Origin of the sequence: Kitasatospora sp. NPDC059646 (genome assembly GCF_042734615.1) — a bacterium.
Classification (GTDB): Bacteria; Actinomycetota; Actinomycetes; order Streptomycetales; family Streptomycetaceae; genus Kitasatospora.
The window spans coordinates 40,280-62,539 of record NZ_JBHWDS010000022.1 but is presented as its reverse complement, the minus strand read 5'-3'; the positions used below and the strand labels follow the sequence as shown (position 1 = coordinate 62,539).

Sequence of the window (22,260 nt, the reverse complement as noted above, 5' to 3'; positions counted from 1 at the left end):
GCACCATGCCCGTCGAGCTCAACCACACCATCGTGGCCGCCACGGACCGGCAGGCCACCGCCGCCTTCCTCACCGAACTGCTCGGCCTGCCCGAAGCCGAAGTCCACGAGCCGTTCCTCGCCGTGCAGTTGGGAAACCGGGTGACGCTCGACGTGATGACCGCGACCGGCCCGATCACCCCGCAGCACTACGCCTTCCTGGTCTCCGAGGACGAGTTCGACGCCGTCCTCGCCCGCATCACCACCCGCGGACTGCCCTACTGGGCCGACCCGTTTTCCCGGCAGCCCGGCCGGATCAACCACTGGAACGGCGGCCGCGGCGTCTACGTCAAGGACCCGGACGGGCACAGCATCGAGGCGCTCACCAGGCCCTGAGCGCTGCCGCCGGTTCGCTCCGCGCCCCGGTTAGGGTGGAGCGATGAACGAGCAGCAGCGGCCGGACTTCGAAGCGGACCCGGGCAACGTCCACCCGGTGGCCAGGGTGGTTCTCGGAGTGGCCGGAGTCACGCTGATCGGCATCGGCGTGGTGCTGCTGGTGCTGCCCGGACCGGGCATGCTGCTCCTGCTGGCCGGAATGGTGCTGCTGGCCCGGGCGATCCCCGCGTTCTCCCGCTTCGTCGAACCGGTCCGGCTCAAGGCGATGCAGGGTGCGGAGGCGAGCGTCGCCTCCCGCTGGCGGATCGCCGGCTCGGTGCTCGCAGGGCTCGGACTGATCGGCGCGGGCGTCGTCGCCGTCCTGGTGCCCAGCCTGCCGCTGGCGGGCTGGGCGACCGGGCTCAGCCTGGTGCTGTCCGGCCTGATCCTGTTCGCCCTGCTGATCTGGAGCCACCGCCGGGTGCACGGCGGCCGCTGAGCCCGCGCCCCGCGCACGGCGGGCGCCGGATTCGCGCCCCGCGCACGGCGGACGCCGGGCCACGCCCCCGCGCCCGGCCTGACGTGCCGTCAGCGGGCCAGCCGGAACGCGGTGGCGGCGGCCGCCCGCAACGGCCAGGCGGGCCGGGGGACGTCGAAGGCGGCCCGCAGCGGGGCGTCCAGCAGGGCCGTGGCGAACGCCGGGGCGTGCCGGGCCAGCGGGCCGGGCAGGCGGGCCGCGAACAGGCCGGAGACGGCCCCCCACAGGGCCTGACCGGCCGGGCTCGGGGCGAACCGGGCGGCCTCGAACTCCCGCATCCAGGCAGCGACCGCGTCCAGTCCCGGACCGGGCAGCGCCGGCAGCTCCAGGGCGGCTGCCAGGGAAGCCTGGAAGGCGAACGCGGCAGCCCGCTCGGCGGGCGACACCCCGCCGTTGCGGGCGGTGAACTCCACCGGGCAGACGGTGAAGCAGGCCAGCACATAGCGCATCAAGTCCGCGTCCACGCCTGGCAGTCGGTGCAGCGCGGCGAGCTCGGCGACGATCGCCCGGCCCGCCTCGCTGTCCACCCCGTGCCCGATCAGGGCGAACATCATCGCGCCGGTGGCCTTGGCCCGGGCCTTCGGCGCGGACGCCAGCTTCCCGGTGCCGGCCAGCACCTCGGCGATCTCCGGGACGGCGAAGGTGCGCACGAACCCGAGCGTCAGCCCGACCCGGGACCGCTGCGGGGCCCGCTGCAGCACCAGCGCGGCGAACGCGTCCCGGGGCGGCCCCCCGGTCACGACTGCTCGGCCAAGGCCCGCTCCAGCAACGGCGAGTGCAGGAACGACGCGACCAGCACCAGGTGCGCGCGCTCCTCGGCCGGGTCGGTGTCCAGGCCGGGCAGCACCGGCTGCTTCTCGCGCGGCCGCGGCACCGCCCCCGCCGCCAGCCCGTCGACCGCGGAGCGCAGCGCGGCGGCGACCACCAGCGCGTCCCGTTCGCCCGGGCCCAGCGCGGCCCGCTGCGCGAACCGCTCCGCGCGGCCGACCGCGGCCGGGTCGATCCACGGACGGAGCGTCAGCTGGCCGTCCCGGATCTCCAGTCCGCGCCGGGTGGTGCGCCACTCCAGGTCGCGCAGTGCGGCCCGCTCGCGCCAGGCGGGGGACGGCGGTCCCTCCAGGGCGAGCCGCCGGTCCGCCCGGTACACCAGGTCCCACAGCGGTCGCAGCGCGCGGAAGTCGCTGCGGCGGCGGGTCCAGGCGGCGACCGCCGGGCCGGCGAAGCCGAGGGTGATGCCGACCGCGCCGAGCGCGGCGAACGCCGGGCCGAGCGCGGTGCTCAGCCACTCGGCGCCGCCGACGCCGACGTACGCCAGCGCGATCGCGGCCAGCTTGCACACCACGTAGCCGCAGGCGGTGAGCGCCCCGGCGGCCAGCAGCCGGATGCCGCGGCGCAGCCAGCCCGCCGGGAGCCGGGCGGCGTGCCCGAGGCAGACCCGGCCGATGTCGATCAGCGCGTAGGCGAAGAGGCCCTGATAGAGCATCAGGAACAGCGCGGTGGCGGCCCGCGGCGCGAACGTGGTGTCGAAGGTGAGCGGCGTCTCCGGCCGGTACGGGCCGCCGGCCAGGAACAGCGCCGCCAGCACCGGCACCAGCGCGACGAACACCGCGGTGCGGCGGCGCACCCGCTGCCGCAGCCGGTCGTCCAGCGGCGCCCACTTCTCGGCGCCGACCCGCTCCTCCGGCGGCGTCCAGACCAGCGCGAGCACCACCGCGGCGGCGGAGAACCCGACGATGCCCAGGTAGACGAAGAGGGTGGCCAGGTTGCCGACACCGGTGAGGTGACCGATCGCCCGGTACACCAGCGGCGCGGCCAGCAGGAACGCGGTGGACGGCGAGGCGATCGCCAGCGCGACCACCAGCAGGCCGAACGACGGGTCGCGCCGCCAGGCCCGCAGCTTCAGCCCGGCGACCACCCAGGCGGCGCTGCCGATACCCAAGTAGACCAGGTTGTACGGCAGTTCAGACATGCTGTCCCTTGCGGTGCTCCAGCGCGGGGGCGAGCTGCGAGGTGGTGCCGGCGCCCGGGGCGAGCACCAGGATGCGCATCAGCTCGGCGCCCAGCACCTCCGCCTCCTCCTCGGCGACGTCGTCGTAGTGCGAGCGGCCCAGCACCAGGCGGAGCATCTCCGGGTCGATCGTGGGCAGTTCGACCAGCGAGGGGTCCTCGTCCGGCGGCGCCGGCTCGCTCAGGTGCCCGCACAGCAGGTGCGCCAGCTCGTGGCAGACGATGTGCGCGCGGTGCAGCCCGGAGGTCTCCTGCTCGACGTGGATCACGTCCTCGGCGGGCAGCCGCTCCACGAAGCCGGACGGTTCGCCGACCCGCATCCGGCGCGGGGCGATCCGGATCGGCCGGTCCAGGTGCGCGGAGACCGCCCCGCACAGCTCCTCCACCGTGCTCAGCGGCGGCAGGCGCAGCTCGCGCGCGACCGCCCGCATCCGGCGGCGGGTCCGACCGAGCCCGCTTCCCACACCCCGCACGTCGACCCCCTCCGGAAGCCGCCAGTGTCCCAGCGGCACCTGTTGGCGCTCCGTCACGTCACCGGGCCGGCCTCGTCCGGCTGGCCGGCGGGCAGGCCGACCGCCCGCCGCAACTGCTCCACAATAGTGAGTGCGGCGTCCTGCATCTCGGGCGGCAGCCCGGCCGCCCGCATGGCGATCCGCTCCACCCGGGCGTCGCGCAGCGCCTCGATCTTGCGCAGGTCGCGCTCGACCGCGCAGGCGGTCTCCGAGTCGGAGAAGTAGTCCAGCGGGACACCGAAGAACTTGGCGATCCGGACGGCGTTCTCCAGGCTCGGCTTCTGGGTGCCCTTGCGCAGGTTGCCGATGTACGTGCCGCTCAGCCCGGTGCCTTCGGCGATCTCGGAGTCCCGCCAGGGCCGGCCGAGGTCCTTCGGGTAGATCACCGCTATCAGGCGCCGGAAACGACTGGCGAAGTCCGGTGCTTCGGCGCGGGAAGAGTCCGTGGGCATGTGCCGGATCATAGATGGTCCTTACCCCCGGGCGTATCCCTCGATCGCCCTGTTCTGCACGATCGTTGGGGAATTCGTGCCGAAATCGTGGGGGCAGGCCACTGGTCGCGCCCGCCCGTCACTCTCGAATCCACGATAGTTGACACACCGTGGCCGAGGTCGGCAGGATCGGCACCCTGATGCTCGGGCGCCGTTGCCCCACGGGGGTGGGCAGCGGCGCTCGTTCACTCGCGTGGGCGGCCGCAGTGCGGGGCCCTGCTGGAGCGCGGGGCCTTGCCGCGTCCCCGTGCCGTGCCGCTGTGCGGGGGCCGTGCCGCAGCGTGGGGCCTTCTCGGAGCGCGGTGCCTTCCGGGGCGGCGGCCGCAGCGCTCGTTCCTTCCGTCCTGTGCGCCGGGCGCGCGGAACCCCGGTGCGCACTCCCCCACGAAGCGGACGTCGCCGCCGCGCTGCCGGGGCGTCACCTTCCGTTTCCGGACCGGCCGTTCCGCGTCGATAGCTTTCCCGCGACCTCGCCAGGCGCCCGTCCGCCAGCACCACTCGGGCGCGCCCCGCCCGAAAGGCCGCGCAGCCGATGGCCCCCCGCCTCTCCGTCGTCGTCCCGGTGTACAACGTCGAGCGGTACCTCGCCGAATGCCTGGACTCGATCGCCGCCCAGAGCTTCACCGACTTCGAATGCGTCCTGGTGGACGACGGCTCCACCGACACCAGCGCCGACATCGCCGAGCAGTACACCGCACGCGACCCGCGCTTCCGCCTGGTCCGCCAGCCCAACCGCGGCCTCGGCGCCGCCCGCAACACCGGCGTGCGCCACCTCGCCGACGACACCGAGTACCTCGCCTTCGTCGACAGCGACGACACCCTCCCCCCGCACGCCTACCGGCTGATGATCTCCACCCTGGACGGGACCGGCTCCGACTTCGCCGCCGGCAACGCCCTCCGGCTGCGCACCACCGGACTCGAACCCTCGCACGCCCACCGCCGGCCGTTCGCCGAGACCCGGCTGCGCACCCACGTCTCCGAACTCCCCGCCCTGGTCACCGACCGCACCGCCTGGAACAAGGTCTACCGCCGCAGCTTCTGGGCCACGGCCGGCCTCGAGTACCCCGAAGGCATGCTCTACGAGGACGCGCCGGTCAGCGTCCCGCACCACTTCCTCGCCGAACACGTCGACGTGCTGTCCGAACCCGTCTACCACTGGCGGATCCGCGAGGACGGCGAACGGTCCATCACCCAGCGCCGCACCGACCCGCGCGGCCTGGCCGACCGGGTCCGCTCCATCGAACTCGTCCGCGGCTGGCTGCTCGACCAGCCCGACCCGGTCTTCCGCGAACACCTGCGGGCCTACGACCACAACACCCTGGTCGAGGAGATCCCGATGTTCTTCTGGACCGTCTCCGACGGCGACCGCGACTACCGCCACGCCTACCACCGGCACGTCACCCGCCTGCTCAGCGCCATCGGCCCCGACCGCCTGGCCACCCTCCCGCCGGTCCTCCGCCTCAAGTACCGCCTCACCGTCGCCGGCCGCCTCCACGCCCTCTCCACCGTCCAACGCGCCCACCGCCGCATCCGCACCACCCGCAAGGCCCTGCGCCGCACCCCGTAGACACAGAGAAGCCCCCGAGCGCTTCGCGCTCGAGGGCTTCCTCACTGCTGTGGCCAGGGCCGGGGTCGAACCGGCGACCTTCCGCCTTTCAGGCCAAGCCGTGGTGTCGAGATGCCCCATTTTGAGTGATTCTGCCATCCGTGGAAGGCTGCCGTCGGACGCCATCGTTCGGGCCGGTTGGGCCGTGCGACGGGTGAGGTTGCCTCTACGAGTCCTTCTGCGAAAACAGCCAGGTCTCAAAGCCGGACAGGAACTCACCCATCGCCCCGAGCGATGAGGGGTCCGCCTCCAGGAGTCTGATGCGGTCGAGGGTGGAGGTCGACGACCGGGACTTGGCCGCGTACCTGGCCATCCAGGCGTTCATCGAGATCCGATCCCTGGCCGGCCGCGCTCGGCGGTCGCCGGAGGAGGTCCCGTCCGCCGAGTCCCCTGAACGGGTACGCCCGGCTGCGGGTGATCTTGTGGACTTTCTGATCATTGCTGTGACAGCTCGGGATCACGGTGGCCGGTGAGCGATGGCCCGGCGACGAGTTCGGATCGGACCAGTTCGAGCAGGCGCCCCATCCAGTTCCGCCCCCGGCTGTCGGGGGCGTCCCGCCAGAAGGGGGAGTCCGAGAAGCCGGTGTAACTGATCCTCGCGTCTGCGGTGGAGCGAAGGACGTCGGCGAGCTCGGGGTGCTGGGTGAACTTCGCGCGCAGCAGTCCGGCCATGACCGCGAGCCGCAGGGTGGGCCAATCTGCCCGCTGGGCCGCCCGGCCACCCAGGTCGTGTGCTTCCCGACCGGACGGCGCCTCCCGGATCCGCAGACGATCGGTGTCGTCGGCTGCCGACAGGGCCCAGTAGCCGTGGAGTACAGAGGGGTAGGTCTCGCCGGCGAAGACGACCTGTACGGGGTAGTCGTTGCGCAGCACGAACAGGTCCAGCACCTCGGGCCAGCCCTGCGGATAGATCGTCTGGTGGGAGATCACGGCTGCTCGGCCGGGCCCGGTCGGATCATCGGCGTATTGGACAGCGCGCCGGTCTTCTTCGCGGGCGACACCGTCGTAAACGCGGTGGAAGTAGTCCAGCACTTCCCGGTGCATGGCCGCCGTCACCACCGGACCGTCGCCGTCCACGGCCTCACCCACGTCGGTGAGCAGGATCCGCAGGGGGCGGTCCTGGCGGTCCATGTCGCCGAGGATGTAGATCCTGCGGTGCGGCGGGACGGCCAGGTAGGCATCCCGCAGCAGTCCGCGGTTCGGCTCGCCGGGTTCCTGCTGGTAGCGCTGGATCGCCTCCCAGCAACGCTGAACGGCGGTTGGTCGGCCGTTGAGCTCCTCGATCTTGTCGGCGACCTCGCTCAGGAAGCCCTCCGGGGTCAACGGTTCACCGCGGCGGGAGCGCCACTTCGAGGGGTCGTCAGGAAGAGCGGGAGCACCGGGCCGTGTCACGGAGATTCGGCCCGAGGCCAGGAGCTTCTCCAGGCCGGCCAGGTCAGTCCGGTCCTGACACCTGACGGCGCCGTCCGCGAAGACGATCAGGTCGTCGACGTAGTACTCGGCATCCCATCGACTGCGCTGCCAGACGTGGCACCAGGCCCCGTCGATTCTCTCCCCGTCCACCGTTCGATACGTCGGCCCCCGCCACGTCATGGGTGCACGCTACTCGGTAGGGCCGTCTTGGTACTCACCGACCGCAAGCTTGGCTGGTTGCCATGGCCAGCCAGTCCAGGTACCACTCGCCGAAGCTGACGCGGTGACCGGCGGCGGAGAGCGGTTGGAGGAGGCCGTCGCAGGCCCGCAAGTCCTCCCAGAGGGTCCCACGTTCGGGCCCGGTCACGACGAGCCAGGTGTAGTAGCCGCATCCCTCATGGCTGAGGCATATCGCCCCGGCGGTCATCTCGTCGTTGAGCTCCTCCCACTCGTCGTCCCAGGCGCGGTACGCCGTGAGGTAGGACTGCTCGTCAGAGAAGCTGTCCTTGACGGGTTCGCGAGCGTCGAGTTCCTCCGACCAGCGGGCCCGCTCCTCCACGGAAGGGAACGGCTTGCCCAGGAGCGCATTGTCGCTTCGGACCTTGCCGTGCTTCGACCAGTGCCAGCCCTGCCCGTCCCGCCGCAGCGGGAAGAGCCCGTAGAAGGGGCCGGCCCCGCCCGCGCCCACTTTGAGGAGGAAGGTGCGGTAGTCGGACGGAAGGATGACGCCAAGCTGCTCCTCGACTTCTGTCAGCTCGGCCTCACTGAGCGACGGCTCCAGTAGGAAGTCATGCCCGGAGCCCTGCCAACGAGCCCCGAAGACCTTTTCCGCGAACGGGGCGTCCCGCAGGGCCGCTACCCGCTCACGAACTCCCGACCAGTCCACTCCTGAGCCGGAGGCCGCGAGCGCCTGCTCATCGCTTGTCATGCTCTTTTTTCCTCGTGATCTTTTGCCGAGTCAGGGCCGATCTGCCGAACTCCCGTACAGGCCACCAGCGAACCGCCGTCAGCGGCGAGCAAGACCACGAAGTGCCACGAGCCGTCCGGACTGTCGACGGACCCCAGCCGTACCGGCCGGTCACCGTAGTTGCTCAGGGCCGCCACGCTTTCCGACAGCCCGATGGTCTTGATGTCCTTGGCCCGTGTGAGCTTGAGCCGGACGGCGTAGGTGCCAGCCAGCGCCTCTGCGGGCACCGCCCCATCTCCGATCCGGCAAACGCCGCCTGCGAGCACCGCCTCCCGTGTCGCCCTACAGGCCGGAGTCTGATCCGAAAGGACGCGGAGCAGGGCCTTGGACGAGTGGATGGGATCCAGCGGATCAAGATCCAGGTCATCCTCCCAGCCCACAGACAGCCCGGTTGCTGTGACGACCAGGTCATCAGCCAGGGCGAGAATCCGAACGCTTCCCGCAGGGAATGTCGCCTGGAAGCCGACTCGGCTGTCGATGGACCGCTGTCGGATGTGCTGGACGGAGACGACCTTGCTGCCTGCGAACGGTGCCAGAGGGAACTCGTCCGGTGCGTCGCTGACCGTGACATGCCCGAGCATGTCCATGTCGTAGGAGTCGTGGGGCTCTTCGATCCGGAGATCGAGTATGTGGTCCAGCGTGTGGAATCGGACCGGGCCGAGGCCCTCCACGTGCAGCCACATGTGCAACAGCTCGGACTCACCACCGCCGTCGTGGGTGTGGAACCACGAGCACGTCACGCGTTGCACTTGCCGACCGACGAGGTCCTCCGGAGTTACCACCGGGCGATCGTGTCAGCCTTGGCTGGAGGGGATCAACGGGATTCTGCCGACGCCGGTCACCCCTGTAGAGCAGTGCCCTGTGATTGGCGGCACGTGCCCCCATTGCCGGTATCAGCCACGTTGGCTACTCAGATCCAGAGCGATTCGGGGCCGTTGGCGTCAAACAACGCGAAAATGCCCCCGAAGCGATCTGCTTCAGGGGCATCGTGCCTGGTCAGGCTATGTGGCCAGGGCCGGGGTCGAACCGGCGACCTTCCGCTTTTCAGGCGGACGCTCGTACCAACTGAGCTACCTGGCCGTACTGCACCGTCTCTTGCGAGACGAGCGATCCCGACGGGACTTGAACCCGCGACCTCCACCTTGACAGGGTGGCGAGCTAACCAACTGCTCCACGGGACCTCATGCGGATTGCTCCGCACAGGACCTTACTACGGTACTGCGTGCCCCCAACGGGATTCGAACCCGTGCTACCGCCTTGAAAGGGCGGCGTCCTGGGCCACTAGACGATGAGGGCTTGCGGCCCTTCCGGCCGGTTCATCCGGCGTTCGGGGACGTCGAGAAGCATATGGGATGCCGGGCGGGAACACCAAAACGGTTTCCGGAGGTGGGCGCGGCGGGGGTCAGGACCAGCCGAGCTCGTGGAGTTCGTCGTCGTTGAAGCCGAAGTGGTGGGCGACCTCGTGGATCACCGTGATGCGGACCTCCTCGACCGCCTCCTCGCGGGTGTCGCAGTGGCGGAGGGTCGGGCCCATGTAGATCAGGATGCGGTCGGGCAGGACGCCGGCGTACCACTCGCCGCGCTCGGTGAGCGGGATGCCTTCGTAGAGGCCGAAGAGGTCGGGCGTGGCGGGGTCCGGCTCGTCCTCGACGAAGATCGCCACGTTGTCCATCATCGCGGCCAGCTTCGGCGGAATCCGGTCCAGCGCGTCGGACACCAGCACCTCGAAGTCGTCCCTGGTCATCTCCACCCGCCCATTGTCGGAGGTCCGTTGACGGGACGCCAGATCATCCGGCCGGTGCGCCGGGCGGCAGGCGAAGAGGCTGATGGTGGGCGGCCACCCGTGTCCCGGCGGGGCGGACGCGCGTTGGGCACCCGAGAACGATGTGGCGGCCCTGGCGGCCGTGCGGGAGGTGGCTCGGTGATGGCGGTTGGGTCGGCGCAGCGGCGGGTGGCGGCGAGGGCGGCATGGGCGGCGGTCGCCCTGCTCGGACTGAGCGGCTGCATGTCGGTGGGCGCGCAGTCGCCCGACGGGTCGGACGAGGTGAAGCCGAGCGGCGCCGCGACGGCGACCACCCTCAAGGCCGGGGTCGGCACCGGGGGCCACCAGGGCGGGCCGCGCGGAGAGCACGGCGGCGCGCAGGGCTCTGACGGCGCGTCACCCGGTGCCGCGCCCTCCCCGGGCGGGCACGCGCCCGGTCCCACGCCGCCGGCCGCGGTCGTCCCGGGCACGCCGGTGCAGGTTCCGGGGTCGGGTGCGGGCACTCCCGCGCCGGCCACCACGCCCACCGGGCCGGCCGCGCCCGCTTCGACGCCGACCGGTGGCGGTGCCGCGTCCTCGCCGGCGCCGCAGCCCAGCAGCCCCGAGCCGTCGCGGTCGGTGAAGCCCTCGCCCACGCCCAGCGGAACCTCCGCGCAGCCGCACGAGTCGCCGTCCGCGCACTGACGCCGGGGGGAGGAGCCCCGCTCGGAGGGGGCGGTGGAGCCTTGGTTCACGGGCGCTGGCCAGGGGATTTGCCTCTGATCCGCAGGTTCCCCTATGGTGGTAGATCGTTCGTTTGATCCTATTTGGCTGGCGCTCCTCACACCTTTGAGCGCCCTTGGCGCGTTCCGGCGATCCGTGGCTGACCGCATAGAGGCGGTATTTCCAACAGACCCCCGGACTTTGGCGCGTGCCACTTCCGGAAGGTTTTGCATGTCTCTCGTTGACGACGCCCGCTTCGCCATGCCCGCGAACGGGTCCGACGCCGCCGACACCGACTCCCTCGACACCGACACGCTGGACGCGGAGCTCGCCGAGCTCACCGAAGGCGCCACCGACACCGACGCCGACACCGCGGACGCCGAGCCCACCATCACCTTCGGTGACCTGGGCCTGCACGACGAGGTCGTCCGGGCGCTCGCCAAGCGCGGCGTCACCACCCCGTTCCCGATCCAGGCCGCGACCATCCCGGACGCGCTGGCCGGCAAGGACGTCCTGGGCCGCGGCCGTACCGGCTCCGGAAAGACCCTGAGCTTCGGCCTGCCGCTGCTGACGCGCCTGGCGGGCGGCGAGCGCACCAAGGCCAAGCACCCGCGCGGCCTGATCCTGGTCCCGACCCGCGAGCTGGCCATGCAGGTCGCCGACGCGCTGGAGCCGTTCGGCTCGGTGCTCGGCCTGCGCCTGAAGGTGGTCTGCGGCGGCACCTCGATGTCCAACCAGATCTACGCCCTGGAGCGCGGCGTGGACGTGCTGGTGGCCACCCCCGGCCGCCTGCGCGACCTGATCAACCGCGGCTCCGCGAAGATGGACGAGGTCGAGATCGCCGTCCTCGACGAGGCCGACCAGATGGCCGACATGGGCTTCCTGCCCGAGGTCACCGAGATCCTCGACCTGGTGCCGGCCGGCGGCCAGCGCCTGCTGTTCTCCGCCACCCTGGAGAACGAGATCGACACCCTGGTCAAGCGCTACCTGAAGAGCCCGGTCACCCACGAGGTCGACCCGTCGGCCGGCGCGGTGACCACCATGACCCACCACATCCTGGTCGTGAAGCCCAAGGACAAGGCGCCGATCACCAACGCGATCGCCGCCCGCAAGGGCCGCACCATCATCTTCGTCCGCACCCAGATGGGCGCGGACCGGGTCGCCCAGCAGCTGCTGGAGGCCGGGGTGAAGGCCGACGCGCTGCACGGCGGCATGACCCAGGGCGCCCGTACCCGCGTCCTCGGCGACTTCAAGGACGGCTACCTGAACGTGGTCGTCGCCACCGACGTCGCCGCCCGCGGCATCCACGTCGACGGCATCGACCTGGTGCTGAACGTCGACCCGGCGGGCGACCACAAGGACTACCTGCACCGCTCCGGCCGCACCGCCCGGGCCGGCCGCTCCGGCACCGTCGTCACCCTGGTGCTGCCGCACCAGCGCCGCGGCGTGTTCCGGCTGATGGAGGACGCGGGCGTGGACGCCTCGCGCCACATCCTCGACCACGCCTTCGACGCCGAGGTGGCCCGGATCACCGGCGCCCGCTCGCTGGTCGAGGTCCAGGCCGAGAGCGCGTCCGGCATCGCCGGCGCCGCCGAGCGCGAGGTCGCCGAGCTCACCCGTGAGCTGGAGCGCGCCCAGCGCCGCGCCACCGAGCTGCGCGAGGAGGCCGACCGCCTGTCCGCCCGCGCCGCCCGCGAGCGTGCCGAGCTGGGCATCGAGGACGAGGTCGAGACGGACGAGGCGACCGCCGAGGCCGGCGCCGAGACCGCCGAGCAGCCGGCCGCCGAGGCCGCGCCGGCGGCCGAGGAGCGCGCCCCGTCCTACCGCGAGGCGCGCAGCGAGCGCCCCGCCTACAACCGTGACCGCGACCGCGACGACCGCGGTGGCCGTGGCGGTTTCAACCGTGACGACCGCGGTGGCCGCTCGTTCGGCGACCGTGACCGTGGTGGCTTCAACCGCGAGGAGCGGGGCGGCCGTTCGTTCGGCGACCGCGAGCGCGGCGGCTTCAACCGTGACGACCGCGGCGGCCGCTCCTTCGGCAGCCGTCCGCAGGGTGGCTTCAACCGTGACGACCGCGGTGGCCGCTCGTTCGGCGACCGTGACCGCGGTGGCTTCAACCGCGAGGAGCGGGGCGGCCGTTCGTTCGGCGACCGCGAGCGCGGTGGCTTCAACCGTGACGACCGCGGCGGCCGCTCGTTCGGCGACCGTGACCGCGGCGGCCGTCCGCAGGGCGGTTTCAACCGTGACGACCGCGGTGGCCGCTCCTTCGGCGACCGTGACCGCGGCGGCTTCAACCGCGAGGACCGCGGCGGCTACAACGGCGGCGACCGCAAGCCGCGTTGGAAGAACTGACGCTGCGGCAGTGACGCACTGACCGGGCCCGCTCCACTTCGGTGGGGCGGGCCCGTCCGCGTTCCCGGCAAATCCGTTGGTGGCAGCGGGAGCCGGGAGCTAGCGTGCCGGACATGACCAACAGGCAGCGGGCACTCGCCACGCAGAACGAGGAGATCGCCGACCGGGGCGAGTACCGGTGCGCCGACGGGACGCCGGTGCGGATCGCCGACGAACTGGCCGAGGCGCGTGCCGGAACGGTGTCGTACGCGCCGGACGCGGCCTTCGGGGCCGGCCCGGGGCCGCTCCGTACGGCGGCCGAGGTGACCGGCGAGGGCAGCATGCAGGCCGCCCAGCGGTTGGTCGAGGACGGCGGGAAGAGCGTCGCGGTGCTGAACTTCGCGTCCGCGCGCAACCCCGGCGGCGGGTACCTGCGCGGCGCGAAGGCCCAGGAGGAGGACGTGTGCCGCACCGCGCTGCTGTACCGCTGCCTGCTGGAGGCCCCCGACTACTACGAGGCGCACCGCGCCTCCACCGACCTGCACTACAGCCACCGGGTGATCTGGTCGCCCGGCGTGCCGGTGATCCGGGACGGGCGCGGAGAGCTGCTGGCCCGCCCGCACCGGGTCGGCTTCCTCACCTCGCCGGCCCCCAACGCCGGTCAGCTGGCGCTGCGTTCGCCCGGTAAGCCGCTCGACCTGCGGCCGGTGCTGGCCGAACGGGCCGCCCGGGTGCTGGCGGTCGCCGCCCGGCACGAGGTCCGCGAACTGGTGCTGGGCGCCTGGGGGTGCGGCGTGTTCCGCAACGACCCGGTCGAGGTGGCGGACGCGTTCGGGCAGGCCCTGGACGCGTGGGGCGCGGCCTTCGACCGGGTGGTCTTCGGGGTCTGGGACCGCAGCGTGCCCTCGGCGAACCGGGCCGCCTTCGAGGCGCGGTTCGCCGCCGCCTGACGGGCGGCTACTCGCCGGTGGCCAGCGCCGAGGCGGCGGCGACCACGCCGGTGACGGTGAGGACGGCCGGCCAGGCGCCGATCTTCTTCGCCAGCGGGTGCGAGCCGCCGAACGCCGCCAGGTACAGCACGGTCAGACCGGCCGCGGCCGGCGTGCCCGCGCGGCGGTGCCAGCGCACGGCGGCCGTCGTCCCGGCCGCGGCCAGGACGGCGCCGCCCAGCTCGCGCCGCCCACTGAACCGGGCGGTGGCGTAGCCGCCGATCAGACCGGCGGCGGCGACGGCGGCGGTGGCGGGGAAGCGGGCCATGGGAGGGACTCCTTACGACGGCTGGCGGCCGGTGCCCGGCCGGTGGGCGCACCGCCCACGGTAACCCGCCCGACGAGCCGGGCCGCCGGGAGGGAGCGGTACCGTCCGTCCCCGGCTCACTCCGGGCGCAGCGCACGGAGCGCGGCGAGCTCCTCCGCGGTCGCGCCGTGGTTGAGCAGGTAGGCGTCGAGGGTGCCGTGGAGCTCCACGATGCGGCGCAGCGCGGAGGAGAGGTGCCCGGCCTCGACCGGGCGGGAGAGTCGCTCCACGCCCGCCTGGTCCAGGTACGGGACGGGGCCCTTGTCCAGGCCGAGGCCGAGGTTGGAGCGGAGGAAGTCGGCGGTGACGGCGGCCTCCGGCAGGCCGGCCAGGGTCTGCAGGACGGCGATGGTCAGGCCGGTGCGGTCCTTGCCGACCGCGCAGTGCACCAGCACCGGGGCGCCGGTGGCGAGCGCGCGGACGGCGGCGGCGACGGCGACCCCGCCGGTCTCCGCCATGAACGGGTAGAGCGCCGCCTGGTCCTCCGGCCAGGCCCGGTCGGTGGTGGCCGGGTCCGGCAGCATCGGCAGGTGCAGGTACTGGACGTCCGGTCCGGCCGGGCGGTCCGGCCAGAACTCGGTCTCGGCGGCGCTGCGCAGGTCGAGGACCGTCCGGATGCCGAGTTCCGCCAGGCGCTCCGCGCCCTCGTCGGTGAGCCGGTTGAGGCTCGCCGAACGGTAGAGCAGCCCGGGGCGGTAGACGCCCGCTCCGGCGTCGCGGAGGTTGAGCACGTCGGGGATGTCGAGGAACGGCGCGACGGCGATTTCGGTCTCGGTCATGCCGCCCACCGTAGGGGCGGTGGGCGGCGGCACGCCGGGGCGTTGACCGAACCGGTATCGGTGCACCCCGTGATGTTCACGTCCGGGCGGCGGCCGCCGCCGGGGCGCGCGCCTGGTGTCCAGCAGCGTCGACGAGACGCTGATGGGCCGCGGGGCCGGCAGCCGCCGGGCCGACGTCGGTCGGGATCAGCGGCCGCCGGCCGCCTCCAGGAACGAGCCAGTGATGTACGAGGCCCCGGGCGAGAGGAGGTACAGGATCGCCTCCGCGACCTCCTCGGGCTGCCCGCCGCGCCCCATCGGCAGCTGGGGGCCGATCCGGTCGACCCGGCCGGGTTCGCCGCCGAGCGCGTGGATGCCGGTGTGGATCAGCCCGGGCCGGACGGCGTTGACCCGGATGCCCTCGGCCGCGACCTCCAGCGCGAGCCCGCGGGTCATCGAGTCCAGCGCGCCCTTGGACGCCGCGTAGTCCACGTACTCGCCCGGCGACCCGAGCCGGGACGCCGCCGAGCCGACGTTGACGATCGCCCCGCCGCGCCCGCCGTAGCGGGTGGACATCCGGCGGACCGCCGCGGCCGCGCACAGGAACGGGCCGGTGATGTTGGCCGCCCAGATCCGGTTCAGCCGGGCCTCGTCGAGCTCGTCCAGCCGGCACTGCTTCTCCAGCGTGCCCGCGTTGTTCACCAGGGCGGTCAGCGGCCCGAGTTCGCGTTCCGCGGTGTCGAACAGGCGGTCCACCTCGGCGGTGGTGCTGACGTCCGCCCGCACCGCGACGGCCGTGCCGCCCGCCGCGCGGATCCGCTCCACCACGCCGTCCGCGGCGGCGCTGTCGGCCCGGTAGTTGACGCACACCCGGTAACCGCGTTCGGCCGCGAGCAGCGCGGTGGCCGCCCCGATGCCGCGCCCGCCACCGGTGACCACCAGTACCTCGTCCTGCGTCATGCCGTCCGTCCCTTCGTCCACGGAACCCTGTCCCGCCGACGGTAGTCCATGGAGTGAAATCCCTTTGCCCGGAGGGGAGTCGGCGGCGCAGCATCACCGGCATGGACCCCTCCGTCTCCCCGCACGGCCCGCTCCGGCCCGACCAGTCCGACCTCGACGCGTACCTGGCCGCCGACGAGGTGATCGACCACCGGCACCCCGCCGTGGTGGAGCGCGCCGCCGCACTGCGGCAGGCCGACCCGGTGGCGACCGCCGAGGCGGTGTTCGCCTTCGTCCGCGACCGGATCGACCACTCGGCGGACGTCGGCCGCTGGTCCGCCGCCCACCGGGCCTCGGACGTGCTGGCCGCCGGCAACGCGATCTGCCACGGCAAGTCCCACCTGCTGGCCGCGCTGCTGCGCGCCAACGGCATCCCGGCCGGTCTGTGCTACCAGCGACTGGAGGTGCTGCACGGCCTCAACGGCGTGCTGCTGCCCGGCAGTTCGTGGTGGGTCCGGTTGGACGGCCGGGGCAACCGGAACGGCGCGGACGGGCAGTTCGCCACCACCCCGGCCGGCGAGCGGCCCGCCTGGGCCAACGACCCGGCACGCGGCGAGCACCACTACCCGACGGTGTACGCCGCCACGCCGCCGGTCCTGCTGGACGGCTTGCGCCGGGCCCGGCCGGGAGGCGTCGGATTCGGCTACCTGCCGCTCGAACTCCCGGGCATCGCGTAGCGGTTGGCGGTGCGCAGGGCCGTGAGCCGCGGGGCGCGGCTCTTCGGCGAGTCCGGGCCGAAGGCCCGGGCGTCGCCCAGGTCCTCGCGGACGAAGGCCTCGGTGGCGTCGATCGCGGCCCGCAGCGCGGCGTTCATCGGCACGAACAACTGGTGCACCAGCTCCCGCTGTTCGAGGTCGTACTCCCACAGGCCGACGATCCGGCCGCGGTCCACCACCAGGTGGGTCCGCGGGTCGGCCTCGCCGCCGAGGCTCCGCCCCGTCCGGGACGCCGGGTCGGGGCGGTCGGCGTCCTGCGGGTCGAGCAGCCGCGCCAGGTCGCGGTGCAGCAGGTGCAGGCCGTCGACCGGCGCGACCAGGGCGTACGCGGGCTCCGGCGGGACGGTGAACCGGTCGAACCCGTCGGCCAGTTCGGCGGGCAGCAGCAGGTCGGTGCCGGGCAGCCGGACCAGGTCCAGCGGGGCCAGCGCGGCCTTCGCGGTCGCCGCGTTGAAACCGGAGAACCAGCGGAAGTGCCGCACCGAGGCGGGCGCCGCCCAGGAGAAGTAGCGCCGCGCCAGGTCGGCGGCCTCGCCGTGCACCGCCCGGTCCCACCGCAGGTAGCCGTAACGCTGCTGGTCCAGACGGCCGTTGACCGGCACCCGGCGGATCAGTCCGCGCGCCTGCAGCAGCCCCAGCGCCAGCGGCAGCGTGGTCGAAACGCCGCGCCTGCGCCCCGCCTCGCCCAGCGGCCGCGCCGCCGGACCGGCCAGCACCCGGATCCGCTGCGGCTCCAACGGCTCGGTGGCGGACAGCAGTTCGGACACCCGCAGGCACAGCTGCTCGACCTCGTCCCGGGTCACCCCGAGGTGGCGCACCGCCGCCGCGATCTCCGCCTCCGCGACGCCCGCGCCCGCCGCCAGGCCCAGCGCGAAGTCGTCCGCCGGCAGCACGTACGTGCAGCCGCGGGCGGCGGGCAGCTCCTGCACCTCCACGGCGGCGACCGCCGCGTCCACCGCGGCCCGGCCCAGCCCCGCGCGGGCGAACAGCCCCAGGTACGGCGCCGTGCCGCCGACCGAACGCGCCCAGCCCGTCGCCGCCAGCACCTGGGCCGGGGACGCGCCCCGGTGCCCGCCGTCCAGCCACTGCCGGTGCGCCCACCAGGCCCGGAGCTTCGCCGCCGGGATCTCGCCGTTCGCCATGCGGCCAGTATCGGCGCGGCGGGCGGCCCGACCGAGCACCGGCGGCACGGCCGTGTCGGGGTGACCGTACGCCGGGTTCGGTCTCCCGCACCGACCGCCTCGAACGAGCGGGAATTCGCTCGCGGGTACGGGTCGTTCGGGGCGAGACTGCGGGGACAGCTCCGAGGAGGCGACCCCACCATGCACGTCCTGCTCTCCGGCATCGTCGGCTCCACCGCGTACGGCCTGGCCCACGCCGGCTCCGACCTCGACCGGCTCGGCCTGTTCGCCGCCCCGACCGTCGCCTTCCACGGCCTGCACCGGCCCGTCGAGTCGCACGTCACCACCGCCCCGGACCGCACCCTGCACGAGGCCGCGAAGTGGTGCCGCCTGGCCCTGTCCGGCAACCCGACCGCCTCCGAACTGGTCTGGCTGCCCGACGAGTTGTACGAGGTGCGGACACCGCTCGGCGAGGAGCTGATCGGCCTGCGGGAGGCCTTCCTCAGCGGGCCCGCGGTGCGCGGCTCCTACCTCGGCTACGCCCGCCAGCAGTTCCGCAAGCTCAACTCCCGCGACCGCAGCGACACCGCGGGCCTCGCCCGCGCGGCCAAGCACGCCCGCCACCTGGTCCGGCTGGTCCACCAGGGCGTCACCCTGCACGAGACCGGCCGCCTGGAGATCCGGCTGCCCGACCCGGATGAAGTGCGCGCCCTCGGCGAGCGCTACGCCGAGCGGCCCGAGGACGCGACCGCGCTGCTCGCCGACGCCGAGGCCCGGCTCGACCGCCCCGGCGTGCTGCCCGCCGAGCCCGACGAACGCCCCGTCGAGAGCTGGCTCCGCCGGGTCCGCGCCGCCCACCTGCCCACCACCTGACCGGCCGTCCGCTTCCGCCCGCGTCCTGCGACCCGCCCGGTAATCCGCTGGCCATCTCCCGCCGGGCACCAGGTAGGATCACCCCGGCAGGCGCTGTCCCACGAGGCCCACGTCTGCCGCGGGCCGCTAGCTCAATTGGCAGAGCTGCGGACTTTTAATCCGTAGGTTCAGGGTTCGAGCCCCTGGCGGCCCACGTGGAACGAAGGGGCGACACCCCTTCCGACGTGCAGTGCGGCACCCCGGCTGATTCTCCTGGCCGGGGTGCCGTCGTGCTTCTGAGGGTGTGTGCGCCAGCGGGCGGGCCCGACGGCGCGTTCAGCAGCGCGGCGGTCGGACGCACGGCCGGCGCGCAGTTCGCACGGATTGACGTGGTGACCGCCGCGGCGGAGGCGGAGAGCGCCGGGACGGCGGCATCTGAACGCGCTCGTCGGGCGAAAGCCCAAGGCGGTACGGCTCCCTGCGGGCGTCGAGGGCACGCCACACCGCCGTGCTCGGGCCGGTGCGGTCCGGATGCGGCGATCCGGGGCCCCGTGTGCACGCCACGGCGGGGGCCCTCAAGAGCGGCGCGGTGCCGCAGGCGAGGGGCCCGGCCGGCGCTGACGGCTCCTCAGGCGTCAGGTCAGTGGCAGGAGGAGGAGAGGGGAGCCGGTGGGGTGCGGGGAGCCGCCCGCCGGTTCCGCGGTGACGCCGACTCCGGAGGCCGCGTTGACGGGGCCGGCCAGGACCAGCGCGCCGTCGGAGGGGAGCAGTCCGGCGGGGCGCATGGTGCCCGCGTCGTCGAACCAGAGCTGGTAGACGCGGTCGTCGGGCAGGGCGGGTAGGCCGGAGGCCCAGAACCCTGCCCGGCCGAGCGCGGGCGACCACACCGCGGTGCCGGTTCCGCCGCCGGTCACGGGTCCGCTGGCGAGGTGGGCGTCGGGAGCGGTGAGCAGGGTCGTGAGGGCGGCCTGTTGCTGTCGTGCCGCCGCCGCTTCCGTCCGGGTCCGCTCGGTCTCCCGGTGCTGTTGAACGGCCACCGCACCCGCGCCGACCGCGACGGCGAGGCAGGCGGCCAGGGCGAATCCCTGCCAACGCCGGGGGAGTCGGCGACCCGCGCGCGGACCGGGTGCCGGGGTGCCCCGTGGGGCGTCCTGCCGGGTGGTGGGCAGCGCCGCCATGACCCGGGCCTTCAGACGGGGCGGGGGAGTGGCGGCTTCGGCGGTGCCGAGCCTGGCGAGGGTGGCGGCGAACTCGGCGACCTCCTGCGTACAGGGCGCGCAGTGCGCCAAGTGGTGCTCGAAGGCGGCGCGTTCGGTCTCGTCGAGGGCGTGGGCGGCATAGGCGCCGGTGAGGGTGTGCAGGTCGGCGGTGGCGTTCATGAGCCCACTCCCAGGCAGTCACGCATGCGGATCAGGGCGTCGCGCATGCGGGTCTTCACGGTACCGAGCGGGGCCCCGAGGACCTCGGCGACCTGCGGATAGGTGTAGCCGCGGTAGTAGGCCAGGGTGAGGGACTCCCGCTGGAGTTCGGTCAGCATCCTCATGCAGCGGCGCACCTGCTCGCGCTCCAGGCGCCCCTCGACCTGTTCGGCGACCTCGTCGAAGGCCGTTGTGTGGGCGGTGGCCGCCGCCCGCCGGTCGCGGTCGGCCGCGGCTTGGGCGGCCCGGACGCGGTCGACCGCGCGGTGGTGGGCGATGGTCATCACCCACGGCATGACGTTGCCGCTCTCCGGCCGGTAGCGAGGAGCGGTGCGCCACACCTCCAGCATGACCTCCTGGGCGACCTCCTCGGACTGCGCGGGGTCGCGCAGCACCCGTCGCACCAGCCCGAGCACGGGCCCGGCCACCGCGTCGTAGAGGCGCGAGAAGGCGTCCTGGTCGCCGAGGGCGATCCGGTCGATCAGCTCCTGGAGGTCGGGTCCGGGACGGCCGGGATCGGGAAGGCGGACGACCGCGCTCACCACGGAGCGCCTCCGAGGTGTCGGGCGGGGAGTGCTCCCGGGGCGATGGGTGACATGGGTGCCTTCCGTCGAAGGGCCGCCTCGGGCGGCTCGGGTGCCAGTGAGCGGGTGCCTGCTCGTATGTGCTGTTCGACGCCGTGCGGTGCGCGGATTGGTCTCCCCGCGGACCGGAGCGCCATCGTCTCCCCCGGGGTTCTGACGGCCTCACCCGATCGGGTGAGCGGGGGAGTCCGGCCAATCCGGGCACGTCCAGGACCCGAACCGGGGGTGTGAGCAACCAACCGACTCCTTCCTCCGCACCCTCCCGAGGGCCGGCCCGCGGACTGCTGCGGATGGCCGGCGCGGCCGCGATCGGGCTGACATCGGCGGTGGCGGCGCTCGGGGCGGGCGAGTCGGCCGCGTACGCGACGGGAGCTCCGACCGCGCCGGTGGTCGCGGTGGGGGCGGCGGTGATCGACCTGACGCCGACACCGCTCAAGGAGTACGCGGTGCGCACCTTCGGCACCCACGACAAGCCGGTGCTGCTGGGCGGGATCTACCTGACGACGGCCCTGCTCGCCGCACTGGCCGGGTGGTCGGCGGTGCGCCGCCCCTTCGCCGGGGCTGCGGTCTTCGGCGCGTTCGGCGCGCTCGGCGCCTGGGCGGCGCTGTCCCGTCCCGGTGCCGCCGCTGCCGACTGCATACCGTCACTGGTCGCCGGGCTGGTCGGTGCGGTCACCGTCTGGTTCCTGGCCCGGCTGTGGCGCGGGCTGCCCGGCGGCCGCCCCGGGCAGCCCGCAGCACCGGACGGCGCAGCCGTGACGAGTCGCCGGACGGTGCTGACGGCCACCGCCGCCACCCTCACGGCGGGCGCCCTGGCCGGGGCAGCGGGTCGGATCCTGACGGACCGACGCTACGACGTCGCCGCCGCGCGCGACGCCGTCCGCCTTCCGCCCCCCGCCGTCCCACGGCCACCGCTGCCCTCCGCCGTCCACCCGGACGTCCCGGGCCTGTCCCCGTTCACCACGCCGAACGGCGACTTCTACCGGGTCGACACCGCACTCACCCTGCCCCGGATCGACCCCCGCGCCTGGACGCTGCGCATCCACGGCCTGGTCGACCGGCCCCAGCTGCTCACCTTCGACGACCTGCTGCGCGAACCCCTGGAGGAGCTCGACCACACCCTGTCCTGCGTCTCCAACGAGGTCGGCGGTCCCTACGTCGGAACCGCCCGCTGGCTCGGTGTCGCGCTGCCCGCGCTCCTGCGCCGCGCCGGAGTCCGCTCCGGGGCCGACCAGTTGGTGGGGCGCTCGCAGGACGGCATGACGATCGGCACCCCCCTGGAGTCCGTCCTGGACGGTCGGCGGGCGCTGCTGGCGGTAGCCATGAACGGCGAGGCGCTGCCGCTCGCGCACGGCTTCCCGTGCCGCACCGTCGTCCCCGGCTTCTACGGCTACACCTCCGCCACCAAGTGGCTCGTCGACCTGGAGGTCACCAACTTCACCGCCTTCGACCCCTACTGGGTGCAACGCGGCTGGGACCGCACCGGCGCCGTGCGGACCGCCTCCCGGATCGAGGTCCCCGCGCCGTTCGCGAAGGTCCCCGCCGGTGACGTCGATCTCGCGGGCACCGCCTGGGCGACCCACCGCGGCATCGCCGCCGTCGAGCTCCGCATCGACGAAGGCCCTTGGCAACAGGCCGAGTTGGCGGCAGACGCCGGGCCCGACCTGTGGCGCCAGTGGTCCTACCGCTGGCCCGCCGCACCCCCCGGCACGCACCGCATCGAGGTGCGCGCCACCGACACCGCCGGCGCCGTGCAGCCCGAGAGCCGGGCCGCGCCCTTCCCCGCCGGGGCGACGGGCCGGCACAGCACCGTCGTCACCGTCACCTGAGCCCC

23 protein-coding genes and 4 tRNA genes are annotated in these 22,260 nt (G+C 73.6%); 10 read left to right on the top strand and 17 right to left on the bottom strand.

Annotated elements, in window-relative coordinates; translation table 11 throughout:
- The first annotated feature begins 5 nt into the window (after positions 1 to 5).
- Positions 6 to 374, top strand: coding sequence for a VOC family protein (locus tag ACFV1L_RS17935; RefSeq protein WP_380366897.1), 369 nt, complete (start codon positions 6 to 8; stop codon positions 372 to 374).
- 43 nt (positions 375 to 417) lie between these two features.
- On the top strand, positions 418 to 852 hold the full coding sequence (locus ACFV1L_RS17930; RefSeq protein WP_380366895.1) for a PGPGW domain-containing protein: 435 nt from the start codon (positions 418 to 420) through the stop codon (positions 850 to 852).
- Between the two features lie 89 nt (positions 853 to 941).
- On the opposite strand, the gene ACFV1L_RS17925 is transcribed toward ACFV1L_RS17930, so the two are convergent.
- From ACFV1L_RS17925 to ACFV1L_RS17910, 4 genes are all read right to left on the bottom strand, one after another.
- Positions 942 to 1,631 carry a DUF2236 domain-containing protein gene (locus ACFV1L_RS17925; RefSeq protein WP_380366894.1) on the bottom strand — a complete coding sequence of 230 codons (690 nt, stop codon included), beginning with the start codon at positions 1,629 to 1,631 and terminating at the stop codon, positions 942 to 944.
- Positions 1,628 to 2,860 (bottom strand): MAB_1171c family putative transporter, encoded by a 1,233-nt coding sequence (locus ACFV1L_RS17920; protein WP_380366892.1) that lies wholly within the window; start codon positions 2,858 to 2,860, stop codon positions 1,628 to 1,630. The genes ACFV1L_RS17925 and ACFV1L_RS17920 overlap by 4 nt, the downstream gene beginning before the upstream one ends.
- Positions 2,853 to 3,329: a hypothetical protein gene (locus ACFV1L_RS17915; protein WP_380366890.1), complete on the bottom strand. Its 477-nt coding sequence runs from the start codon at positions 3,327 to 3,329 to the stop codon at positions 2,853 to 2,855. Before ACFV1L_RS17915 ends, ACFV1L_RS17920 begins: the two co-directional genes overlap by 8 nt.
- Positions 3,330 to 3,424: 95 nt before the next feature.
- Positions 3,425 to 3,862, bottom strand: a complete 438-nt coding sequence (locus tag ACFV1L_RS17910) for a helix-turn-helix domain-containing protein (protein WP_380366888.1) — start codon at positions 3,860 to 3,862, stop codon at positions 3,425 to 3,427.
- A 571-nt stretch (positions 3,863 to 4,433) separates the two neighbouring features.
- Between ACFV1L_RS17910 and ACFV1L_RS17905 the strand changes: the two genes are divergently transcribed.
- Positions 4,434 to 5,468 carry a glycosyltransferase family 2 protein gene (locus tag ACFV1L_RS17905; RefSeq protein WP_380366886.1) on the top strand — a complete coding sequence of 345 codons (1,035 nt, stop codon included), beginning with the start codon at positions 4,434 to 4,436 and terminating at the stop codon, positions 5,466 to 5,468.
- Between the two features lie 474 nt (positions 5,469 to 5,942).
- Here the strand turns inward: ACFV1L_RS17905 and ACFV1L_RS17900 are convergent, their stop codons facing one another.
- From ACFV1L_RS17900 to ACFV1L_RS17870, 7 genes are all read right to left on the bottom strand, one after another.
- Positions 5,943 to 7,100 carry an NADAR family protein gene (locus ACFV1L_RS17900; protein WP_380366885.1) on the bottom strand — a complete coding sequence of 386 codons (1,158 nt, stop codon included), beginning with the start codon at positions 7,098 to 7,100 and terminating at the stop codon, positions 5,943 to 5,945.
- A gap of 34 nt (positions 7,101 to 7,134) precedes the next feature.
- A complete protein-coding gene (locus ACFV1L_RS17895) occupies positions 7,135 to 7,848 on the bottom strand; it encodes an SMI1/KNR4 family protein (protein WP_380366883.1) in 714 nt (237 codons plus the stop codon).
- Positions 7,845 to 8,669, bottom strand: coding sequence for a hypothetical protein (locus tag ACFV1L_RS17890; protein ID WP_380366881.1), 825 nt, complete (start codon positions 8,667 to 8,669; stop codon positions 7,845 to 7,847). Before ACFV1L_RS17890 ends, ACFV1L_RS17895 begins: the two co-directional genes overlap by 4 nt.
- Before the next feature lie 224 nt (positions 8,670 to 8,893).
- Positions 8,894 to 8,967, bottom strand: a tRNA-Phe gene (locus tag ACFV1L_RS17885).
- 27 nt (positions 8,968 to 8,994) lie between these two features.
- Positions 8,995 to 9,068, bottom strand: a tRNA-Asp gene (locus tag ACFV1L_RS17880).
- A gap of 42 nt (positions 9,069 to 9,110) precedes the next feature.
- Positions 9,111 to 9,183 (bottom strand) — tRNA-Glu (locus tag ACFV1L_RS17875).
- Positions 9,184 to 9,289: 106 nt separating this feature from the next.
- Positions 9,290 to 9,631, bottom strand: a complete 342-nt coding sequence (locus ACFV1L_RS17870; RefSeq protein WP_380366974.1) for a metallopeptidase family protein — start codon at positions 9,629 to 9,631, stop codon at positions 9,290 to 9,292.
- Positions 9,632 to 9,811: 180 nt separating this feature from the next.
- On the opposite strand from ACFV1L_RS17870, the gene ACFV1L_RS17865 reads away from it, so the two are divergent.
- The 3 genes from ACFV1L_RS17865 (at position 9,812) to ACFV1L_RS17855 (ending at position 13,632) form a co-directional block, all read left to right on the top strand.
- Positions 9,812 to 10,333, top strand: a complete 522-nt coding sequence (locus ACFV1L_RS17865) for a hypothetical protein (protein WP_380366879.1) — start codon at positions 9,812 to 9,814, stop codon at positions 10,331 to 10,333.
- Positions 10,334 to 10,582: 249 nt separating this feature from the next.
- Positions 10,583 to 12,703, top strand: a complete 2,121-nt coding sequence (locus ACFV1L_RS17860; protein WP_380366877.1) for a DEAD/DEAH box helicase — start codon at positions 10,583 to 10,585, stop codon at positions 12,701 to 12,703.
- Between the two features lie 113 nt (positions 12,704 to 12,816).
- Positions 12,817 to 13,632 (top strand): TIGR02452 family protein, encoded by an 816-nt coding sequence (locus ACFV1L_RS17855; protein WP_380366875.1) that lies wholly within the window; start codon positions 12,817 to 12,819, stop codon positions 13,630 to 13,632.
- A gap of 7 nt (positions 13,633 to 13,639) precedes the next feature.
- Here the strand turns inward: ACFV1L_RS17855 and ACFV1L_RS17850 are convergent, their stop codons facing one another.
- From ACFV1L_RS17850 to ACFV1L_RS17840, 3 genes are all read right to left on the bottom strand, one after another.
- A complete protein-coding gene (locus tag ACFV1L_RS17850; protein ID WP_380366873.1) occupies positions 13,640 to 13,939 on the bottom strand; it encodes a hypothetical protein in 300 nt (99 codons plus the stop codon).
- A 116-nt stretch (positions 13,940 to 14,055) separates the two neighbouring features.
- Positions 14,056 to 14,757: a tyrosine-protein phosphatase gene (locus ACFV1L_RS17845; RefSeq protein WP_380366871.1), complete on the bottom strand. Its 702-nt coding sequence runs from the start codon at positions 14,755 to 14,757 to the stop codon at positions 14,056 to 14,058.
- A 186-nt stretch (positions 14,758 to 14,943) separates the two neighbouring features.
- Positions 14,944 to 15,696, bottom strand: coding sequence for an SDR family oxidoreductase (locus ACFV1L_RS17840; protein WP_380366869.1), 753 nt, complete (start codon positions 15,694 to 15,696; stop codon positions 14,944 to 14,946).
- Positions 15,697 to 15,797: 101 nt separating this feature from the next.
- Between ACFV1L_RS17840 and ACFV1L_RS17835 the strand changes: the two genes are divergently transcribed.
- Entirely contained in the window at positions 15,798 to 16,412 is a 615-nt protein-coding gene (locus ACFV1L_RS17835; RefSeq protein WP_380366867.1) for a transglutaminase family protein, read from the top strand.
- Here the strand turns inward: ACFV1L_RS17835 and ACFV1L_RS17830 are convergent.
- A complete protein-coding gene (locus ACFV1L_RS17830) occupies positions 16,379 to 17,593 on the bottom strand; it encodes a DNA glycosylase AlkZ-like family protein (protein ID WP_380366865.1) in 1,215 nt (404 codons plus the stop codon). The genes ACFV1L_RS17835 and ACFV1L_RS17830 overlap by 34 nt on opposite strands.
- 180 nt (positions 17,594 to 17,773) lie before the next feature.
- Between ACFV1L_RS17830 and ACFV1L_RS17825 the strand changes: the two genes are divergently transcribed.
- Both ACFV1L_RS17825 and ACFV1L_RS17820 read left to right on the top strand, forming a co-directional pair.
- Complete coding sequence (locus tag ACFV1L_RS17825) at positions 17,774 to 18,445, top strand: DNA polymerase beta superfamily protein (protein WP_380366864.1); 672 nt, start codon at positions 17,774 to 17,776, stop codon at positions 18,443 to 18,445.
- Positions 18,446 to 18,565: 120 nt separating this feature from the next.
- Positions 18,566 to 18,638, top strand: a tRNA-Lys gene (locus ACFV1L_RS17820).
- 421 nt (positions 18,639 to 19,059) lie between these two features.
- Here the strand turns inward: ACFV1L_RS17820 and ACFV1L_RS17815 are convergent.
- On the bottom strand, positions 19,060 to 19,803 hold the full coding sequence (locus ACFV1L_RS17815; protein ID WP_380366862.1) for an anti-sigma factor domain-containing protein: 744 nt from the start codon (positions 19,801 to 19,803) through the stop codon (positions 19,060 to 19,062).
- A complete protein-coding gene (gene sigK, locus ACFV1L_RS17810) occupies positions 19,800 to 20,384 on the bottom strand; it encodes an ECF RNA polymerase sigma factor SigK (protein ID WP_380366860.1) in 585 nt (194 codons plus the stop codon). Before sigK ends, ACFV1L_RS17815 begins: the two co-directional genes overlap by 4 nt.
- A 332-nt stretch (positions 20,385 to 20,716) precedes the next feature.
- Here sigK and ACFV1L_RS17805 point away from each other — a divergent pair, with 332 nt between their 5' ends.
- Entirely contained in the window at positions 20,717 to 22,255 is a 1,539-nt protein-coding gene (locus tag ACFV1L_RS17805) for a molybdopterin-dependent oxidoreductase (RefSeq protein ID WP_380366858.1), read from the top strand.
- Positions 22,256 to 22,260 lie beyond the last annotated feature (5 nt).

What these genes read in the sequence shown, in the direction of transcription:
- ACFV1L_RS17935 (WP_380366897.1), top strand. Translation starts at nt 6, where the DNA reads ATGCCCGTCGAGCTCAACCACACCATCGTGGCCGCCACGGACCGGCAG.
- ACFV1L_RS17930 (WP_380366895.1), top strand. Translation starts at nt 418, where the DNA reads ATGAACGAGCAGCAGCGGCCGGACTTCGAAGCGGACCCGGGCAACGTC.
- ACFV1L_RS17920 (WP_380366892.1), bottom strand. Translation starts at nt 2,860, where the DNA reads ATGTCTGAACTGCCGTACAACCTGGTCTACTTGGGTATCGGCAGCGCC.
- ACFV1L_RS17915 (WP_380366890.1), bottom strand. Translation starts at nt 3,329, where the DNA reads ATGCGGGCGGTCGCGCGCGAGCTGCGCCTGCCGCCGCTGAGCACGGTG.
- ACFV1L_RS17910 (WP_380366888.1), bottom strand. Translation starts at nt 3,862, where the DNA reads ATGCCCACGGACTCTTCCCGCGCCGAAGCACCGGACTTCGCCAGTCGT.
- ACFV1L_RS17905 (WP_380366886.1), top strand. Translation starts at nt 4,434, where the DNA reads ATGGCCCCCCGCCTCTCCGTCGTCGTCCCGGTGTACAACGTCGAGCGG.
- ACFV1L_RS17900 (WP_380366885.1), bottom strand. Translation starts at nt 7,100, where the DNA reads ATGACGTGGCGGGGGCCGACGTATCGAACGGTGGACGGGGAGAGAATC.
- ACFV1L_RS17895 (WP_380366883.1), bottom strand. Translation starts at nt 7,848, where the DNA reads ATGACAAGCGATGAGCAGGCGCTCGCGGCCTCCGGCTCAGGAGTGGAC.
- ACFV1L_RS17870 (WP_380366974.1), bottom strand. Translation starts at nt 9,631, where the DNA reads ATGACCAGGGACGACTTCGAGGTGCTGGTGTCCGACGCGCTGGACCGG.
- ACFV1L_RS17865 (WP_380366879.1), top strand. Translation starts at nt 9,812, where the DNA reads ATGGCGGTTGGGTCGGCGCAGCGGCGGGTGGCGGCGAGGGCGGCATGG.
- ACFV1L_RS17860 (WP_380366877.1), top strand. Translation starts at nt 10,583, where the DNA reads ATGTCTCTCGTTGACGACGCCCGCTTCGCCATGCCCGCGAACGGGTCC.
- ACFV1L_RS17855 (WP_380366875.1), top strand. Translation starts at nt 12,817, where the DNA reads ATGACCAACAGGCAGCGGGCACTCGCCACGCAGAACGAGGAGATCGCC.
- ACFV1L_RS17850 (WP_380366873.1), bottom strand. Translation starts at nt 13,939, where the DNA reads ATGGCCCGCTTCCCCGCCACCGCCGCCGTCGCCGCCGCCGGTCTGATC.
- ACFV1L_RS17845 (WP_380366871.1), bottom strand. Translation starts at nt 14,757, where the DNA reads ATGACCGAGACCGAAATCGCCGTCGCGCCGTTCCTCGACATCCCCGAC.
- ACFV1L_RS17840 (WP_380366869.1), bottom strand. Translation starts at nt 15,696, where the DNA reads ATGACGCAGGACGAGGTACTGGTGGTCACCGGTGGCGGGCGCGGCATC.
- ACFV1L_RS17835 (WP_380366867.1), top strand. Translation starts at nt 15,798, where the DNA reads ATGGACCCCTCCGTCTCCCCGCACGGCCCGCTCCGGCCCGACCAGTCC.
- ACFV1L_RS17830 (WP_380366865.1), bottom strand. Translation starts at nt 17,593, where the DNA reads ATGGCGAACGGCGAGATCCCGGCGGCGAAGCTCCGGGCCTGGTGGGCG.
- ACFV1L_RS17825 (WP_380366864.1), top strand. Translation starts at nt 17,774, where the DNA reads ATGCACGTCCTGCTCTCCGGCATCGTCGGCTCCACCGCGTACGGCCTG.
- ACFV1L_RS17815 (WP_380366862.1), bottom strand. Translation starts at nt 19,803, where the DNA reads ATGAACGCCACCGCCGACCTGCACACCCTCACCGGCGCCTATGCCGCC.
- ACFV1L_RS17805 (WP_380366858.1), top strand. Translation starts at nt 20,717, where the DNA reads ATGGCCGGCGCGGCCGCGATCGGGCTGACATCGGCGGTGGCGGCGCTC.